We start from the raw sequence: 16,572 nt of genomic DNA, 5'->3' as shown, positions 1-16,572 counted from the left end.
GAAAAAACACCGCCGGCCCAGGAGGCCAAGGTCCTGGGCCGGCGGTGTGCCGAATGCATCGGCCATTGTGGATTAGACGAAGTTCACGTCACTGCACCACATGTACGCCTGGTCGAGGTGGGACGCCTGCCAGATGACGAAGAGAATGTGGTGTCCGGTGTAGCCGGAGGTCGAGACGTTGAACGAGATGTTCTGCGCCGGCGCGTAGCGCCCGGTCTGGGTGATGAAGTCCAGGTTTCCCCACCCGAGTTGCTGGGTAGCGGGGTTGAAACCCTGCTTGCTCACGTAGACCCGGAAGTAGTCAGCGCCGTGGCTCGCCTGGTCGTGCAGTTGGACGGTGAAGTTACCGCTGATGTTCGTGGTCTTCCACGCCCCAGGCCGGTTCAGGCTGTTGTTGCGCGACAGGGCGTTGCTGCACAACTGGCCGTCCGGCGTACGGGCCTGGAACTGCCCGCCGAGACCGTCGCGCAACGCGCTCATCCAGTTCCACATGGTGTCCGGGTTGGCCTGGAAGGCCTGCCAGCACATCGGGTCCTGCTGCTGCATCTGCGGGCTCATGTGGTTGTTGCCCCAGGTCTTCCAACACTGGTACGCACGAGAGGCCGGGTTGACGATGGTGCCGTGGGCCTGGGCCGTACCGGCCCAGGGCAGCATCCCCACCACCAGGGCGAGCAGCAGGACGAGCGCTCGTGCGGGCCGGCGAGCAGCGGACCGGGACTGCCGGCCGGACTGTTCGGATTCGAGTGATCGCACTTGCATCCTCCGTTCTAGACATCCATGGACGTCGATGGGAGCGCTTGCGCTGAGTCTGCCACTCATCGCCCGATTTGGCAACGATCGTCTATTGACGTTGGGCTGGCGAGGTTTTGATCTGGCTCGTTCGCCACGGTGTGCTTCTGTCCTCGTCTGCGTCGGAAGGTGTGGGTCCGGCTTGCTACGGCCGTCGCGCGCTTGACCGGTAGTTGCCGACAACGGGCAAGGGGACGCCAAGGAAATCCACCACAGGTGGTGGCGACGTGTATAGAGTTTCCCTGTGGAGGGCGGTTTGGAAGCTGAGAGCAGGCGGCTTGGCATGCTTCCGGCCACGTTCAGCTACTCCCAAGCCCTTGATGCTGGCTTCTCCGAGTGGCAGCTTTACCGGCTGCGAGACCAGGGGCTCATCGCATCTGTTGGCCGAGGTCTCTACCGGCGTCATGACGCCGAGGTGGTAGACGTTGATCTCATCGAGGTCGCCCGTCGGGCACCGTCGGCCACCCTCTGCCTGACCACCGCCTTGGCCCGTCACGGCCTCACCGACGAGATTCCCTCCCGCATCGATGTCGCCCTGCCTCGCGGGCGACACCGACCTACCACTTCCGCGCCGATCACCTGGCACTCGTTCGACCCAACCACGTTCGACGTTGGTCGTACTGAGTTGTCACTCGACCCGGACACCTCGATCGGGCTCTATGGTCCCGAACGCAGCATCATCGACGCCGTCCGTCTGCGCCATCGGGAGGGACCGGAACTGGCGTACGAGGCGCTGCGGCGATGGCTGAGGCGTCGGGAGGCATCACCATCAAAACTGTTGATCATGGCTCGGCGGGTACCCAAGGCTGAGCGGCCGATCCGAGAGGCACTGGAGATCCTGCTGTGACCGTACGTCCGACTCGCGTCACTGTCGCTGGCCGCGTGTACCTCGACCTTCAGAACCTCGCTCGGCGCACTGGTCGTCCGACTGACGAGCTGCACCAGGCCTACGCACTGGAAGGCTTTCTCGCTCGCCTGGCTCGCTCTCCATACGCGGACAACCTCGTACTCAAGGGTGGAGTGCTGCTGGCCGCCTATGCCGCTCGACGGCCGACCCGGGACGTAGATCTTCAGGGGCGGTGGATCTCGAATGACAGTGACCAGGTACTCGGCATCGTCCGAAGCATTGCGAGCCAGCAGATCGATGATGGTCTGATGTTCGACGCGCCGGCCGCAACCGCGGAGACGATCCGGGACGACGACGTGTACGCGGGGGTGCGCGTCAACCTCACCGGCCGTCTTTCCGCCGCGCGGCTGGCTTTCCACGTCGACATCAACGTCGGCGACCCGATCTGGCCCGATCCACAGCCGATCAAGCTGCCACGGCTGCTCGACGGCGAGCTGGTGGTGGCCGGATATCCGCTTCCAATGGTGTACGCGGAGAAGCTGGTGACGGCGTTACAACGGGGCGAGGCGAACACCCGCTGGCGTGACTTCGCCGACGTGTACCTCCTGGCGGGTCAGCACGATATCGACGGCAACGAACTGGCGGCAGCTGTGCACCGGGTAGCCGAATACCGTGAGGTGACGATCGAGCCGTTGAGTCAGGTCCTCGACGGCTACGCGACGATCGCGCAGTCACGGTGGGCGGCGTGGCGGCGTAAGCACCTGCTCGACGACCGCCTCCCGCAGGACTTCGGTGCGGTGCTGCAACGGGTCGTCGCGCTCGCTGATCCGGCCTTGACCGGGGCCTGTGGTGGACGTACCTGGCTAGCGGCATCTTCGGTCTGGACAATGGCCTTGTGACAGACCCAGCCGCTTAGCAGCACATTCGGCCGTCGTTAGGCGGCGATGGCGCGGGCAGCGGTGTACAGGTCGGCGGGGAGCGGGTGGTGTAGCCGCCAGATAATCCGCATCGGCCGGTCGCCGGTGTGCTCCTGGTAGGTCATTGGTCCGGCGTACAGATAGGCCGGGGCACCCAAATCACGGTCGGCGACCTTGGTTTCGCGGACGAAGAGATGCACCGTCGAGCCACGCTCGGCGTGCTGGATGTACCGCTGCCCGGTCGCCGACGCCGATGAGGTGGTGCTCTGTGACTCCCACTGGAACAGCGTCTCGGTGATCGCCCGATCGGCGTACATGGTCGTGGGGGAGTAGTGCTGCTCGGACTTGACCAGGGTGACGAAGAAGATGTCCGCCTGCTCGGACTCCAACCACTTCACACCCTCGCGCAGCGACCCCGGGTTCGGCATGCCGAACGCCGCGCAGGCTTCGTTGCGGCTGTAGCGGGCGTGCACCCGCAGCGGCACCTGATTAATCCCGACCGGCTCAGTAACCCGGTGGATCTGTTCCCGCAGCACCTCCGCGACCTGGCGCAGCTCGACGCACCGAGCTGGCTCAGCCCGCAACCGCGCCAGCCGTTCGTCTCGCTGCGACAGCGGCACGCTCGGCCCCCACAGGCTGAAGTGCAGCATGTCCAGCAATCGCCCATCGGACACGGGCTCCCCGGCCACCGCCTGCTCCCACAACGCCAACCGGTCAAGGTCGTCGGTGTGCAGCATCCGGCCGATCGCCCGCCCCAACTCCCGGTCGTACGCCCCCGGTGTCGAGGTTTCTATTCCGGCGAGCCGGCGTAGCCCGGTCCAGCCGCCCAGCGTCGCCGACCGATAAACGTCGCCAATCTCCAGGCCGGTGTCCCGCAGGAATTCGGCCAGCGTCACGTCACCGAGTTGCCGCAGTTCAGCCACCATGCTGTTCTTCGAGGATGGGATCGCTCGCTCCAGATTGCGGAGCACCACCTCCTTGGCGACCCGGTCCAGCTCGATGTGGCACCCACTCGGCAACGTCGGGAAGTCCTGCTCCACCGCGCCGTACACCTGGCGGCGGCTGACCCCGGTCAGCGCCCGCCAGCGGAGGTCAAACCGGAAGTTGGCGTGCTGCGCGCCGATGAAGTCGAGCACGGTCAGGCAGGGCTTGTCGTCGTCCAGGCGCAGGCCACGGCCGAGCTGCTGAAGGAAGATCGTGGCGCTCTCGGTGGGCCGCAGCAGGAAGATTGTGTCGACCATCGGCAGGTCGACGCCCTCGTTGAACAGATCGACGGTGAAGAGCACGCGCAGCTTGCCGGCCTTGAAGTCCCGGATCAGCCCGTGTTGCTCCGGTCGGCCGACCTCCGACGTCACGGCCGCTGCCGATACGCCCCGCTGGGTAAACCAGTCGGCCATGAACTTGGCGTGCCCGATGCTCACGCAGAACCCGAGAGCCCGCATCCGCCCCACGTCAACGAGCCTCTGGGCAGCCCGTAGCACCAGCCGTGCCCGCGCCTGGTTGCCGGTGTAGAGGTTCTCCAACTCCGATCGGTCGTAGCCCTGCCCGCGCTTCCACTGAAGATGCGACAGATCCACGTCGTCGTGCAGCCCGAAGTAGTGGAAGGGCGCCAACAACTGCCGGTCCAGCGCCTCCCGCAGGTGCAGCTCCACGGCCGCATGCCCGTCAAACCACCGCCGTACGTCGCGGCCGTCGGCCCGGTCGGGGGTCGCCGTCAAGCCAAGGAGTACGCCCGGCCGCAGCCGCTCCAACAGCCGGGCGTACGTCTTGGCCTCGGCGTGGTGGAACTCGTCCACGATGACCATGTCGAACTGCACGGGGTCGAGTTCCTGGCGGTGCAGCGACTGGATCGAGGCGAACACATGCCGCCACTGCTTCGGCTTGTCCCCGGCGACCAACGTCTCGCCGAAGCTGCCGTCCCCCATCACCTGCCGGAAGGTCGACCGGCTCTGCCTCAGGATCTGCTCCTGGTGGGCAACAAACAGCAGCGAATCCACGTCCCCGGCCTTGTACAGCCGGCGATAGTCCAAGGCTGCCACTACGGTCTTGCCCGTGCCGGTGGCCATGACGACGAGGTTGCGCCAGCGGCCGTGCACCCGCCGCTCCGCATCCAGGTCGGCCAGGACCTCCGCCTGATACGGGTACGGCCGCACGTCCAGATTGGCAATCTCGGTCGGGGCCTCGTCGGCGCGCTCGCCCCGCAGCGCGTAGCCCAGCCGCTCGCCATCCTTCGCTGGGTCGTACGCCTCGAACGCCGGGTCGTTCCAGTAGTCCTCGAACGTGGCGGTGAACGTGTCGATGACGTGCGGCTGCTCGACGTTCGAGATCCGTACGTTCCATTCCAACCCGTCGACCAGCGCCGACTTCGACAGGTTCGAGGAGCCGACATAGGCGGTGGTCATGCCGTTGTTGCGGCGGAACAGCCACGCCTTGGCGTGTAGGCGAGTGGTTCTGGTCTCGTAGGAGACCTTGATGTCGGCGCCCAACTCGGCGAGCCGGTCCAGAGCTCGTTGGTCGGTCGCACCCAAGTAGGTGGTGGTGATGACGCGGAGGCGGCCGCCGCGAGCGGCCAGCTCCTGAATGGCGGGCTCGATGAGGCGCAGGCCGTGCCACTTGATGAACGCGCAGAGCAGGTCGACGGAGTCTGCCGAGGCCATCTCGTAGGTGACTTCGTGGCCGATGCGGGGCTGGTGACGGCCGTTGACCAGCAGAGCACTGGTGGCAAGCGAGGCGGCGGGGCGTGGCGGGAAGACTGGTTGGGCTGGTGGTATCGGTGAAGCCGCGATGGCATGCAGAAGTTGCTCGGTGTCTTCGATCTGATCCTGCGAGGTGAATGCCTGCGGATTCGATGCGGCGATGGCGTCGGCGATGCGGTTGGCTAGTTCGACCTGGCGCCGGAGTCTCTCATCCCCATGCGCCACTGCCTGTAGGGCGCGCTGGGTGAGGGCGGCGATGTGTTTGGCCAGTGCCCTGTGGGCGTCGGCGGGATCGAGCTTGCCACGCTGAATCAGTGAGGTATCGACCTGTCTAAGCCGTTGGGCCAGCTCGTGGGTGATCAACTGCTCATAGATGCCAGGGTCAGGAGCCGTCACGCGGCCAAGGTAACCCGATCCACCCCGCCGTGGCATTGACCCGTGCCGCGTCGCCTCGATGACTGATGTCGGGTCCCTGACACCTTCCGATCCGTATTTGTGGTATATGTCCATCCCTTTGTCGTCCCAGAACCCGCTAGGAACGAATGCCAATGTCGGTCCCAAAGTACGGCTCTACCTGCGAAGACGTTTGTTGCGTCGGGCAACCTGCAGGCCTTGATGGGCTTGACAGGCACCGTGGCGGATGTAGGCGCTTAGCCGGCAGGAGGCCGAGGGGTGCCACCGCCAAGGCATCTCCGGTAATGTCGCTATGCGCCTTGTGGGGAGGTGTAGGGACGTGACTTGCTGGCGGACTTGCAGACCAGAATCGAGGACAAGGTCCAAGAATTCCTGCCCTTGTCGGCACAGCCAATTCTTAAGTCCTCTCTATGCTGCATTTCCGTCAAGGCGGATCCGAGGACTTACGCCAGTCGTCGCCACTGCCGTGTCATTACCTGCATTTTCGGCCCAGCGATGTCGGAGTGGGAGAAGAAGGCATGCCCTGGGGGGCAAGCCATAAAAGCTTCGGTCCCGGAAAAAGAGCTACGTCCTACAAATGACTCACGGCAGTCGATGGAGGTCTAGGTGCAGGTCGCTCCCGAGGCGCCCCAAGTAAACTTCCGCCTAACGCGCATGCGAATGTTCGCTCTAATCGACGCCTTCGAGCGTGATATGCGCGACATTCTTGCACGGTACGTGTTGACGGAAATAAGTCCAGAGGAGGCGTTCGGGGGAGCTTTCGAGAGGGCGCGCGAAAAACAACTTCGTGAACCCGAGACGGAGCCCGGAAAATATCAAATCGTCGAGTTTCTCGACTTTAAAGAGGCATATGACCTTCTAAATAGAAACCGAGTCCATCTGCCGGAGGGGCTGGCCCGAGAGATTCGCCAGCTTGCCTCGAATATGGACCGGCTAGTAACCATCAGAAACCGCGTAATGCATGGCCGGCCGATAGGCGCGGGTGATCCAGAAGTGCTACCGCGTCTTCTGGGGATGTTTCAGTCAACACAGTGGCGTAGCCTGTCAGATGCTTGGGTGCACCTGGAATCTGATCCATTTTGGGAGCCGCGGGGTGAGCCTAACCCTAGCGACTATGGCCTTGCTTTGCACAACTTGCCCCTTCCCGATTATGATGAGACCGGTCTCATTGGCCGCGAAGCCGATGTAGATCGTTTGCTGGCCATGTGCAAGCGTGGCCGCGAAAGTGTGATTACCGTTACGGGCGAAGGTGGAATCGGAAAAACGGCGCTTGCGCTTGAGATCGCATACAAGCTCGTCGACGACTCGGATCGGCCCTATGATGCCGTTCTTTGGTGTTCGTTAAAGACGGAGCGCCTTACTGCCGAGGGTGTTCGGCAAATAGCGCAAGCTGTAACCTCGCTTACGGGTGCAGTTGAGGCTTTGAGTGCGGCGGTTGATCCGGGCGTAAAAACCTATGAGCAACTGGCCTATTTGCTAGACGGCGTAAACGCGTTGATTGTTATAGACAATCTTGAGACAGTCAACTCAACGACCTTCATCGATATGTACGAAGCCTTGCCTTCCACCGTTCGCTTTTTGGTCACGAGTAGAGTGGGGGTGGGGGAGGTTGAAAGGAGGTACCCGCTAACTGCTCTATCGGAGCGTGATTCTATGCGGCTGTTGTCTGATTTGATCAACTATCGGAGAGTCGCGTCCCTCCAGCGGATCAGTACCAATGCCCGGTGCGAGGTCGTAAAGAAACTCCGATGTAGCCCGTTGGCTGTGAAGTGGTTTGTGCTTGCGGTTGAGGCAGGGCGTGAGCCACTAACGCTTATACGGAATCAGGGGGAGTTGCTTGACTTCTGCGTGAGGAGCGTCTACGAGGCGCTATCTGCGGACGCCAAGGAAGCTCTGCTGGCGTTGTTCGCACTAGGCCGGCCGGTGGCGTCGGACGACCTCGTCCTTATAACGGGAAGAGCGGTTGACGACATTAGTCGGGCCGTTAAGGAGCTCACCCGAGGATCTCTAGTTAACGTGGCACCCCGGCGGGATTCAGACGGATTGTTCGAGATCGGAATTTCGGAATCGGCCTCACAGTTCATGCGCCACGCAGATCTTGCAAATAGCGCTTTCGCTAATGAGATCGCAAGGAGGGATGAGGAATATAGGGTTGATGAGGAGCGGCGGGCTCGGGAAGCATCAAGCCGTACGTTGGCTCCAATCGTTGTTAGAACGCGAAACTCGGGGGATACGGCGACGGCTCAGCTTCTTCGGAGGGCATTGCTTGCATCCCAGAACGAGAATTACGACGAAGCGTACCGCCTAATTAAGCAGGCTCGAAGTCTAAATCATGACTTCTGGGAGCTTGACCGCGTAGAGGGATTTGTTCGGGCAGCGCAAGGCCAACACGCCGTAGCTACACAGCTTTATAAGAATGCGTATCGATTGGCGCAGGGCGAGCACCGTGCGATCGTGGCCCACTTCCTTGCCGGCCATCTGTCCAGAAATCTGAAAGATGTAGACGCCGCCTTTGCGTATTCGCAGGAAGCGCACAAAGTCCTTCGTACGAGCGAAACAGCCGTAGCTCTTGGTAATCAGATGGTATGGCTCCAGCAGTTTGAGGACGGCATTTCTCTCATTGAACCGGCCATCGGTTCGTCTACAGGTCGAGGCAAACTGATAGCGGTGACGAGCCTGGTAGAGGCTCGGCGACGGTTTGCGGAATACCTGCGAGACGCCGATCGAAGTCCTCTTGCGGCGTTCGATCAGGCGTGGCTCGGAGTCGAGACTGCGATTCCATACCTCCTAGAGGGTATCGTCGACCGTCGCCTAGTGGCGGCATGCTCGGACTCTGCGGCAATCGGCATCTATTGCCTACTCTCGGCCCTGGGGAATGGTGTCGCCTTGCCCGAATCGGTAGAGGGACGGTTAACTCCGATCGTGCCCCTCATTTCACGCTTGATGCGTTCTGATCGAGGAGGACAGCTTATGCACGCGCTGGAGCGGGTGAGCCGTCATCGTGAGTCGCCAACTGCCCTCCTTGAAGCTAAGGAGCATGCGGCGGCTTGGAATCGTGCCGTTAGGGTGGGTGAAACAGATCTGCTGCCGGAATACGTGGGGCGCATCTGTTCGATTCCTGGACCTACGTACGGATTTATTGCACATGAAGAGTTTCCGGGAAATCTCTTTTTCCATCGAGATGACTGTGTTCCAGAGATGCGGTTCGCAAGCCTGTTCGAGGGCGAGTTGGTGCGCTTCCGAGTCGAGGTGCGGGACAATAAGTTTCGTGCTGTCCAGGTGTCTCGAGTTCAGCCGCCCGGGTAGGCGGACTGCTATCCGGAGGGTCCGAGCTGGTCAACTATCGTCCGCCAGTGCAACACGCGGCCAAGCCGCAGCATGGTGACGCCTGCGTCATGCAGTAGTTGCAAGTGACGGTTGTAGCTTGGGTGGGCGGCGAGTTGCGCCTTGACGTTGGGAAACACATATAGAGGGATGTCGGCGCCCAGCGCTTCGTTTAGGACGCCGAGCGCGAGTGTGTCGTTGATCCCCTGTGCCCATTTGTTGATGACGTTGAAAGTGGCCGGGATGGCGGCAACCGCAGTCGCCGGAGGGTGCGGCTCAGGATCGCCCGGCATCCGCCACTCGACCCGAACCGGATACCCCGTCTGCTGCGCCAACGCCTCCCGGTCGATCCAGGTGGCAGCGGTGGGTGTAGCGGTGAGGCAGACGGTCCAGCCATCCTCTTGAAGCAGTTCGATTAGCTCGCCGATCCGCAGCACCGGGGGAGCGGCGCAGACGACCAGAGCCAGCACACCCGGTCGAGTCATACGAGCAGCCCGGCCCGCTCTGCCAGTGGCCGCAGCCCTGGCGTCGCCATTCGCCGCTCCTTCGCCAATAGGTCGAGCAGAAGCGTGCGCGCCTGGATGTTGGCGTGAACTACCTCGGCGGCCACGCGCTCGGCTTCCAGCAGGTGCAACACCGATACGGACCTGTCGGAGGCTGACATCATCGCTGCTGCTGCCAGGTCAACGTGCACCTGTGCCCTGCGGCCAACCAGCACCGGCGGCAGCCGCGAGGTGTCGAGGCGTGTTCCGATCTCCAGGGCTTGGTATGCGTTGCCGGCCCGAACCGCAGCGGAGACTGCGTGGATGATGACGTTCGTTGGACCGAAGCCGGTCCAAATCCGGTTGCGGTCACCGCCGAGCGTCGACGCCAATCTCTCTGCCTGCGCCAGGAACTGGGCGGCCTCCTTCGGGTTGCCCTGCCCGGCCGCCATCACCGCAGCTAGAAGCACCAATGCTCCCCGAGCGGAGAGCAGGTCGGGATCGCCAGCAGAGCCAGTAGAGGTCAAGCGCTCAAGGCTGCTCCGTATGACCTGCTCGGCTTCGCTCGCTCGCCCCGGCAGCCGCAAGAGGCCGCAGGCTGCCTGGTAGGCCGCGACGGCCGCTAATGCCTGGTCGTCAGCCAGCCTCGCGGCGGTGGAAGCCCGATCGGCGGTCAGTAGGGCGGTGTCGCCGTCACCGACTTTGGCGGCAACCTTCGACGCCGCGATGTAGGCGGCGGCGAGCAGCCGAAACGCAGTGCTGCGATGCAGCCCGGTCGACCGGCTGGATAGCTCCGTTGCTTGGCTGAGCACGTCCGGCAGTAGTCGAGCAGCGGACGTGTAACTCGCTCGCTGGTAGAGGTTGTGCACCCGGCCCACAGAACGCCGCACCTCGACAGGCGACTGAGCTGGCCGAGCCGGGGCCGCCAGGTAGCTGGTGAGGAACGTCCGGAGGCCGCTCAGCAGCTCGGGGCGAGCAGCAGCGGAAACGGGATTCCTAGTGTCACCTTCCATGGCCTGCCTTCGATGCGCTGCCACTGACACGTCGATGAGCATGTCGTCGAGCTGTTCGAGCGTAACTCCCAGCGCAGAGGCGATCCGGGTCCGATGCCATGGCTGTGGATCAGTCTCGGCGCTCTCCCAGCGCACCACGGTCGACCGTTCCACGCCGAGGGCTTCGGCCAAGCGCTCCTGGCTGTAGCCGAGGGCCTTGCGCCGCTGACAGAGCCGGTGTCGCTTCAGGGCCACGCCTGATCTCCCTCCGTTCTGCCGCCACTCTAGTAACACTCCGTCGAACCCGCGGGTACGCAGATGCCTCATTTCTGCATCACGCAGGCTCCATCGGCGCTGTAGTGCCTGGTCAGCTGCTCGCAAAGGCTGGGTGCATGGCCCGGGGCGGGTGCTGGCTCCGGCGTACCGCGTCCCCCGATCGCGGATTCGCCGCTCCCGCCCGCCCCGGTGCCGATCCACGCAGCACACCACCGGAGGCGCCCGCCGATGTCTGCCGTACTCGCCGACTTTCCCGTCCTCACCCCGGTCACCGACGAGGACTTGGCCCTCGCCACGCTGGCGGTTCGCGTTCACGCGCCCGAGGCTTGGCCGCACGGTCTGCTCTGCCGCAGCGAACGTGTCCCGTACCCGTGCCGCCTGGCTCGTTGGGGACACACCACCCTCGAAGCCGCCGGCCTCACCGCCGAGCAGCTCAACGGGGAGCAGCGCGAAGCCGAGGGCCGGACACGATGACCGAGGCGGAGGCACGCGAGGCGGTCGGCCGCTGGCTGAGTCTGGTGGCGGCGGACGTGGAGCTGTCCGCGTACCTGATCGGGGTGGACTGGGATCGGCTGAAAACGCACCTGGCGCGGTCGCTGACCAGCGGGACCGGCGACGAGCCCGAGGTTCCGAGCCTGGGCTGGTCGGAGGCGCAGCACCGGCGTGCGGTCGACTACCTGATGGGGGTCCTGAAAACGCGCCGGGACCTGGGTGCCGCGAGCTTTTGGGAGGCGGTGGAGGATCGCTTCCCGGGTCTGCTGCCGGAGCGGGCGGCCCCGCTGCTGCACGCCGCGTTGCGCCAGCTGACGACCAGCGTCGACGGTCCGAACAGGTTGGCGCTGCTGGCGGTGCTCGGCCGTGCGTACCGTCGATATGGTCTGCACCCGGCGCACGCCGCCGTCATCGACGATGCGCTACAGACCCGCGTGCCCTGGTCGGAGGTCGAGCGGGCCGCCGCGCGGGCGGACGACGGCCCGGCCTGGTGGCCGGCCGAGGTGATCGGCCACGACCGGCTCTGCGACGGCGTCGCCATCCTGACGGTACGGCCGTGGCGGCGGCTGCCGTACCAGTGCGGCCAGGCGGTGCCGGTGTGCACGCCGCGCCGGCCCGGCCGGTGGCGCTGGCTCTGCCCGGCGAACGCGCCGCGCCCGGACGGCACCGTCGAGCTGCACGTCCGCGCGGTCCCCGGCGGCACCGTCTCCACCAGCCTGGCCCATGAGGTACGCCCCGGAGAGCTGCTCCACCTCGGCCCGCCCACGGATACCGGGCTGAGCCTGGGCGGCGGGCGTGACCTGCTGCTGGTGGCCGGCGGCACCGGGCTGGCGCCGCTGCGGGCCCTGGTCGAGCAGGCCGCCGCCGACCCGGATGGCCGGCGGGTGATCCTGGTCGTCGGAGCCCGCTCGGTGGAGGCGTTGTACGACGCGATCACCCTCGACAAGCTGCGCCACGACTGGCTGACGATCGTGCCGACCTTCTCCCACGACGAGCTGGCCGAGCCGGGGGAGCGGGGCGATGCACTCACCGTTGCCCTCGACCATTTGCGCCCAGAGCACGAGGTGTACGTCTGCGGGCCGCCGGCGATGCTGGCCGGGTCACGGTTGCGGCTGCTCGCCGCCGGGGTGCCGGGCGAGCGGATCCACCTACCGGAACGGATCCCGTGGCGATGACGGTCTACCGCAGCCACAACGCCCTGCGCGGCCAGCTGACCCCGGACAAGATCACCGAACTCGCCCTGCCCCGCACCCGGCTGGCCCAGCGCGGCTACCAGGTCGACGAGGTCGACGCCCTGCTGCACCGGCTCGCGTACGAGCTGGGGGAGCGGTCGCGCCAGCTCGCCGAGGTACGCGCCGAGAACCGGCGGATCAAGAACGCGCTGCGGAGCTGGCAGTCGGCCGAGACAGCCCGAAGACTCAGCCCCTGATCAGTGGGTTCGTACGGTCGCCGTGAGCGCCAGTCGACGCTCGATCAGCTGATCTGCAACCTGCCCTGGCAGTACCAGGTAAACACGTCCACTGGGGTTGCCTCCGGCCCGAAGTCGGCCGTGTCCTGAGCGACCTCGATGAGCTGTTCACGGAAGTCCTCATGGGCTCCCCTGCCGGGATCCTCGGCGGTATTCGTGACGTAGAGGACAAGGAAGGTTGCCGCACGCCTGTCCTGCTTCGGGCGCTGTCACCGGAATCCGCTTCTGACGCACAGATCTTGGTACGAAACGGCCCTCGGAAGGGCGGTCTCGTACCAAGATCTACGGCGGGTGGGGGGAGAGAGTCAGTTGGTGGGTGCCGCGATCAGCGCGACGGACTGTGCGGCTTACGCGTTGGTGTCGCCGTACTCGCGGATGCCGTTGACGTCGAGGGTGATCCGGCTGTTCTCGGTCCAGCCGCCGGTGGCCTGCTGCCAGCTGCGGTCGTCACGCTCGTCGATCGCCGTCCAGTTCGGGCGGTGGTGGCGTAGCTGGATGGGGCCGGTCGACGCGCCGGGCTCAAGCGTCCCGCTGGCGAAGGTCAGCTCGATCCAGCCGGGGATCGACGTACCGTGCGGCGGCAGGACCGTCCGAGTCGGAGTCGGGGTCGGAGTGCGGGTCGGCGGCGGCGGTGGCGGTTGGGGCAGCGGGAAGAACTGGAGATGGTGTTGCACGTTGGCGCAGCCGATCGCGGCCCAGTCGCAGTTGGTGACCAGTGAGGTGTTCCCGCCCTCGAACGTCACGTGGTAACGCACCCGCACCTCGGTCAGGTCCAGCGGGGTGGTGCCCGTGTTGACGATCTGGAGGGCGTGCTGGATCTGGTTGTCGGTGGGTGACCAGTCCATGTTGTGGTAGCTCACTCTGGCCTTTCCGTACGCGGTGCGCACCGGGACCTGCGGTGAGTCGAGGGAGTATCCGCCGTTGGTGGAGGCCCAGACGGTGAGCCGGTATTCGGTGCCGGGTGCCAGGTCGGTCAGCGTGAGGTCGGTGCCGGTGGTGGTGCCGAGGCTGCGGTAGGTGTTGGGGCCGAGCCACGCCCGGACCTCGTGCCGGATTGGCGTTCCACCGGGCTCGCCGATCCAGGTCGAGGGTGCCCAGGTCAGGGTGAGCAGGTGCGACTCGTTGGTCACCACCACGGGTGCACCGGGGGTGGTCAGGATGACCGGATCGTCGGCCGCGTACGCGATGGCCGTGCCGGAGAGCCCCAGCGCGGCGGCGAGGAGTGCGACGAGGGTGAAGCGGCGAGCACGCATGGTGAGAATGCTAAAGAGTTACATGCATGTTTATCAATGATTAAGTTTTCGGGGTAGGTGGCGCGCCGGCCGCGATGGCGGCAGCCGCCCAGGCGAGCAGTAGGCCCATGGTCAGGCCGGGTGGCAGGTACCAGAAGGTGAGGAAGCCGGCCGGCGGCGTCAGCGGCAGCGCGGCGACGAGCGCCCATGCGACCCGGCGTGGCAGCATCCCGCGACGCAGACCCTGGAGTCCGCACCACACAGTGCCCACCAACGCCGTCAACAGGGCCACGAGGTCGAACAGCCACCCGTACCCGGGGCTGTTGTATTCAAGGCCGATCGCGATGGTCGCGGCGAGGAGCCCGTACCTCGTTAGGCGTCGAGGTGCCGCGGTGGCGCGGCCGGTGACCGTCCAGACGAGCGGCAGTGCCAGCAGCACCGAGACGAAGAAGGGTCCGCGCCAGATCCACGCCGGTTCCGAACCCGCGAACAGCGGGAGGTTCTCGGCCATCCATCGCGCCGGAGCGGGTAGCGACCAGACGGCTCGGCCGCCGCCGACCTCCCACTGCACGGCCATCGCGGCGCCGAGCACCACCGCGACCAGCGGCGCGAGCACCGCCAGGGCGCGCCGCCAGCGGGCGACCAGCCACCCGTCCTCGACGCCGGACGAACCGGCGCGATCGGGTACGTGCTGCGGGTGGGTCGGTCGCATCGATTGATCGTCGCCGCGACGCCGGGAAATCTCATCGGCGAAACAGTCGGCACTCTGCGCCTGACGCGCAGTTCTCGGTACGACCGCCGGGTCCGTCAGCGTCCGGGTTGTTGGTAGGCGATCGGCAGGTTGACGGCGGCGTCGATCTGCTCCGGGGTGAGCAGGGGGATGAGGTGGCCGTTCACCAGGCCGCCCGCTCGTACGGCGATGGCCATGGCGGCGGCGGTGACGTGGTCGGGCAGGTCGAACAGGACGTAGGTGTCGTACTCGCCGAACGAGAAGTACATGAGCTCCAGCCGACCACCGGCGTTCTCGACCAGGGACCGGACGACCTCGACGCGCACCGTCCCGCCGTCCACGGTCAGCCCTTCCAGACCACTGCCCTGGTAGGTCGCCGCGAGCAGGTACTTCGCCATCCCGGACCGCCTCTCGCCTGTCTGCGCGACGCGGCTACCCGCTACGCCGCCGAATATGCGCGAGGCGCATACCTGGTCGGCGGGCCGGGCACCGACCGCTGCGGGACCGGCGTGCCGGGGCGGATGTCGGTGCGGCTGAGTAGGGTGCGAGGACCGCAGGGGTGAGGGTGGGCGAGGATGCTTCTCGAGTGGGATGTGCCGCCGGGTGTCGAGGCGGATCGGGTGATCACCGCGGTGCTTGCCGACCTGCGCTCCGGGGCGCACCGGGGGGTGGTGGTCGACTCGCCGCCGGGGGCGGGCAAGTCGACCCTGGTGGTGCGGGCCGCGGTGGAGTTGGCCGCCACCGGCGAGCCCCTGATGGTCATCGCGCAGACCAACGAGCAGGTGGACGACCTGATCGACCGGCTGGCCCGTAAGGCCCCCGAGCTGCGGGTGGGCCGGCTGTCCGCGAGCGACTACCGGCCCTCGGCCCGGGTGCGGGCGCACGAGCAGGTCCGGGTCGCCGCCAAGGTCACCGACCTGGCCGCCTCGGCCGTCATCATCGGTACGGCCGCCAAGTGGGCCACGGTCACCGAGGGCTGCTGGCCGTGGGCGATCGTGGACGAGGCGTACCAGATGCGCTCGGACGCCCTGTTGCGCGTGGCCGGCAGGTTCGATCGGGCCCTGTTCGTGGGGGATCCGGGGCAGCTGGACCCCTTCTCCACGGTCGAGGTCGGTCGGTGGGCGGGGTTGACCTGGGATCCGATGCAGTCTGCGGTGACCGTGCTGCTGCGGCACAACCCTGACCTGCCGGTGCACCGGCTGCCGGTCTCCTGGCGGCTGCCCGCCTCGGCCGCCCCGGTGGTGTCGAAGGCGTTCTACCCCTTCACCGGCTTCCGGTCCGGGACGGCCCCCGCCGACCGGGCCCTGCGGCTGACCGGGGCCGGGCGGGGCGACGCGGTGGACCGGGCGGTGGAGTTGGCCACGGAGACCGGCTGGGCGCTGTACGAGCTGCCGGCCCGGCACACCCTGCGTACCGACGCGGAGGCTGCCGCGGCGTGCGCCGCGCTCGCGTTGCGGGTGCTGGCGCGCGGCGCGGTCGCGGTCTGCGAGCAGGCCCCGGACGGTGCGCCGGTCAGCGCGGACCGGATTGCCGTGGGAGCCGCCCACCGCGACCAGGTGGCGGCCATCCGGGCGCAGCTGGGCGAGGCCGGAGCGGGGGTCACGGTCGACACCGCCAACCGCCTCCAGGGCCGGGAGTACGACCTGACGATCGTGCTGCATCCGCTCTCCGGTCGACGTGACGCGACCGCCTTCCACCTGGAGTCGGGGCGGCTCTGCGTGCTCGCCTCCCGGCACCGGCAGGCCTGTGTGGTGGTGGCCCGGGCCGGCATCGGTGAGCTGCTGGACGCCCACCCCTCGACCGATGTGCCACAACTGGACGTGCCGGTGAAGTTCCCGGACGGCTGGGAGGCCAACCAGGCCATCCTGGCCCACCTGGCCCAGGTGACCCATCCCGCGCGGTGGTGAGGCGGC

General features: G+C 66.0%; 14 protein-coding genes. 7 read left to right on the top strand and 7 right to left on the bottom strand.

The window, feature by feature from the left end:
• Positions 1-72: 72 nt before the first annotated feature.
• Entirely contained in the window at positions 73-759 is a 687-nt protein-coding gene (locus tag ACGFIK_RS03270) for a lytic polysaccharide monooxygenase (RefSeq protein ID WP_393337448.1), read from the bottom strand.
• Positions 760-1,033: 274 nt separating this feature from the next.
• Here ACGFIK_RS03270 and ACGFIK_RS03265 point away from each other — a divergent pair, with 274 nt between their 5' ends.
• Together ACGFIK_RS03265 and ACGFIK_RS03260 are read left to right on the top strand one after the other, a co-directional pair.
• Positions 1,034-1,636 carry a type IV toxin-antitoxin system AbiEi family antitoxin domain-containing protein gene (locus ACGFIK_RS03265; protein ID WP_393337445.1) on the top strand — a complete coding sequence of 201 codons (603 nt, stop codon included), beginning with the start codon at positions 1,034-1,036 and terminating at the stop codon, positions 1,634-1,636.
• Positions 1,637-1,671: 35 nt separating this feature from the next.
• Positions 1,672-2,535 carry a nucleotidyl transferase AbiEii/AbiGii toxin family protein gene (locus tag ACGFIK_RS03260; protein WP_393337443.1) on the top strand — a complete coding sequence of 288 codons (864 nt, stop codon included), beginning with the start codon at positions 1,672-1,674 and terminating at the stop codon, positions 2,533-2,535.
• 35 nt (positions 2,536-2,570) lie between these two features.
• Here the strand turns inward: ACGFIK_RS03260 and ACGFIK_RS03255 are convergent, their stop codons facing one another.
• Positions 2,571-5,681, bottom strand: coding sequence for a DUF3427 domain-containing protein (locus ACGFIK_RS03255; protein ID WP_393337686.1), 3,111 nt, complete (start codon positions 5,679-5,681; stop codon positions 2,571-2,573).
• Positions 5,682-6,269: 588 nt separating this feature from the next.
• Between ACGFIK_RS03255 and ACGFIK_RS03250 the strand changes: the two genes are divergently transcribed.
• A complete protein-coding gene (locus ACGFIK_RS03250) occupies positions 6,270-8,969 on the top strand; it encodes an NB-ARC domain-containing protein (protein ID WP_393337440.1) in 2,700 nt (899 codons plus the stop codon).
• A gap of 8 nt (positions 8,970-8,977) precedes the next feature.
• Here ACGFIK_RS03250 and ACGFIK_RS03245 read toward each other — a convergent pair whose 3' ends face one another.
• Positions 8,978-9,457, bottom strand: a complete 480-nt coding sequence (locus ACGFIK_RS03245; protein WP_393337437.1) for a flavoprotein — start codon at positions 9,455-9,457, stop codon at positions 8,978-8,980.
• 11 nt (positions 9,458-9,468) lie between these two features.
• Positions 9,469-10,716, bottom strand: coding sequence for a helix-turn-helix transcriptional regulator (locus ACGFIK_RS03240; RefSeq protein ID WP_393337434.1), 1,248 nt, complete (start codon positions 10,714-10,716; stop codon positions 9,469-9,471).
• Between the two features lie 249 nt (positions 10,717-10,965).
• Between ACGFIK_RS03240 and ACGFIK_RS03235 the strand changes: the two genes are divergently transcribed.
• The 3 genes from ACGFIK_RS03235 to ACGFIK_RS03225 are packed head-to-tail and all read left to right on the top strand — an operon-like array spanning position 10,966 to position 12,658.
• Positions 10,966-11,211, top strand: coding sequence for a hypothetical protein (locus ACGFIK_RS03235; protein WP_393337431.1), 246 nt, complete (start codon positions 10,966-10,968; stop codon positions 11,209-11,211).
• Positions 11,208-12,404 carry an FAD-binding oxidoreductase gene (locus tag ACGFIK_RS03230; protein ID WP_393337428.1) on the top strand — a complete coding sequence of 399 codons (1,197 nt, stop codon included), beginning with the start codon at positions 11,208-11,210 and terminating at the stop codon, positions 12,402-12,404. The genes ACGFIK_RS03235 and ACGFIK_RS03230 overlap by 4 nt, the downstream gene beginning before the upstream one ends.
• Positions 12,401-12,658, top strand: coding sequence for a DivIVA domain-containing protein (locus ACGFIK_RS03225; RefSeq protein WP_393337425.1), 258 nt, complete (start codon positions 12,401-12,403; stop codon positions 12,656-12,658). The genes ACGFIK_RS03230 and ACGFIK_RS03225 overlap by 4 nt, the downstream gene beginning before the upstream one ends.
• A gap of 386 nt (positions 12,659-13,044) precedes the next feature.
• Here ACGFIK_RS03225 and ACGFIK_RS03220 read toward each other — a convergent pair whose 3' ends face one another.
• The 3 genes from ACGFIK_RS03220 to ACGFIK_RS03210 form a co-directional block, all read right to left on the bottom strand.
• Positions 13,045-13,950: a cellulose binding domain-containing protein gene (locus tag ACGFIK_RS03220; protein ID WP_393337423.1), complete on the bottom strand. Its 906-nt coding sequence runs from the start codon at positions 13,948-13,950 to the stop codon at positions 13,045-13,047.
• 40 nt (positions 13,951-13,990) lie between these two features.
• The gene (locus tag ACGFIK_RS03215) at positions 13,991-14,641 is read right to left on the bottom strand and encodes a hypothetical protein (RefSeq protein WP_357528631.1); all 651 of its coding nucleotides are present in this window, start codon (positions 14,639-14,641) and stop codon (positions 13,991-13,993) included.
• Between the two features lie 95 nt (positions 14,642-14,736).
• Entirely contained in the window at positions 14,737-15,057 is a 321-nt protein-coding gene (locus tag ACGFIK_RS03210) for a GYD domain-containing protein (protein WP_393337420.1), read from the bottom strand.
• A gap of 177 nt (positions 15,058-15,234) precedes the next feature.
• Between ACGFIK_RS03210 and ACGFIK_RS03205 the strand changes: the two genes are divergently transcribed.
• Positions 15,235-16,566: an AAA domain-containing protein gene (locus ACGFIK_RS03205; protein WP_393337417.1), complete on the top strand. Its 1,332-nt coding sequence runs from the start codon at positions 15,235-15,237 to the stop codon at positions 16,564-16,566.
• Positions 16,567-16,572 lie beyond the last annotated feature (6 nt).

It is taken from the genome of Micromonospora sp. NPDC048871 (assembly GCF_043198155.1).
Lineage (GTDB): Bacteria > Actinomycetota > Actinomycetes > Mycobacteriales > Micromonosporaceae > Micromonospora.
This window is presented reverse-complemented; position numbering and strand designations above follow the sequence as displayed.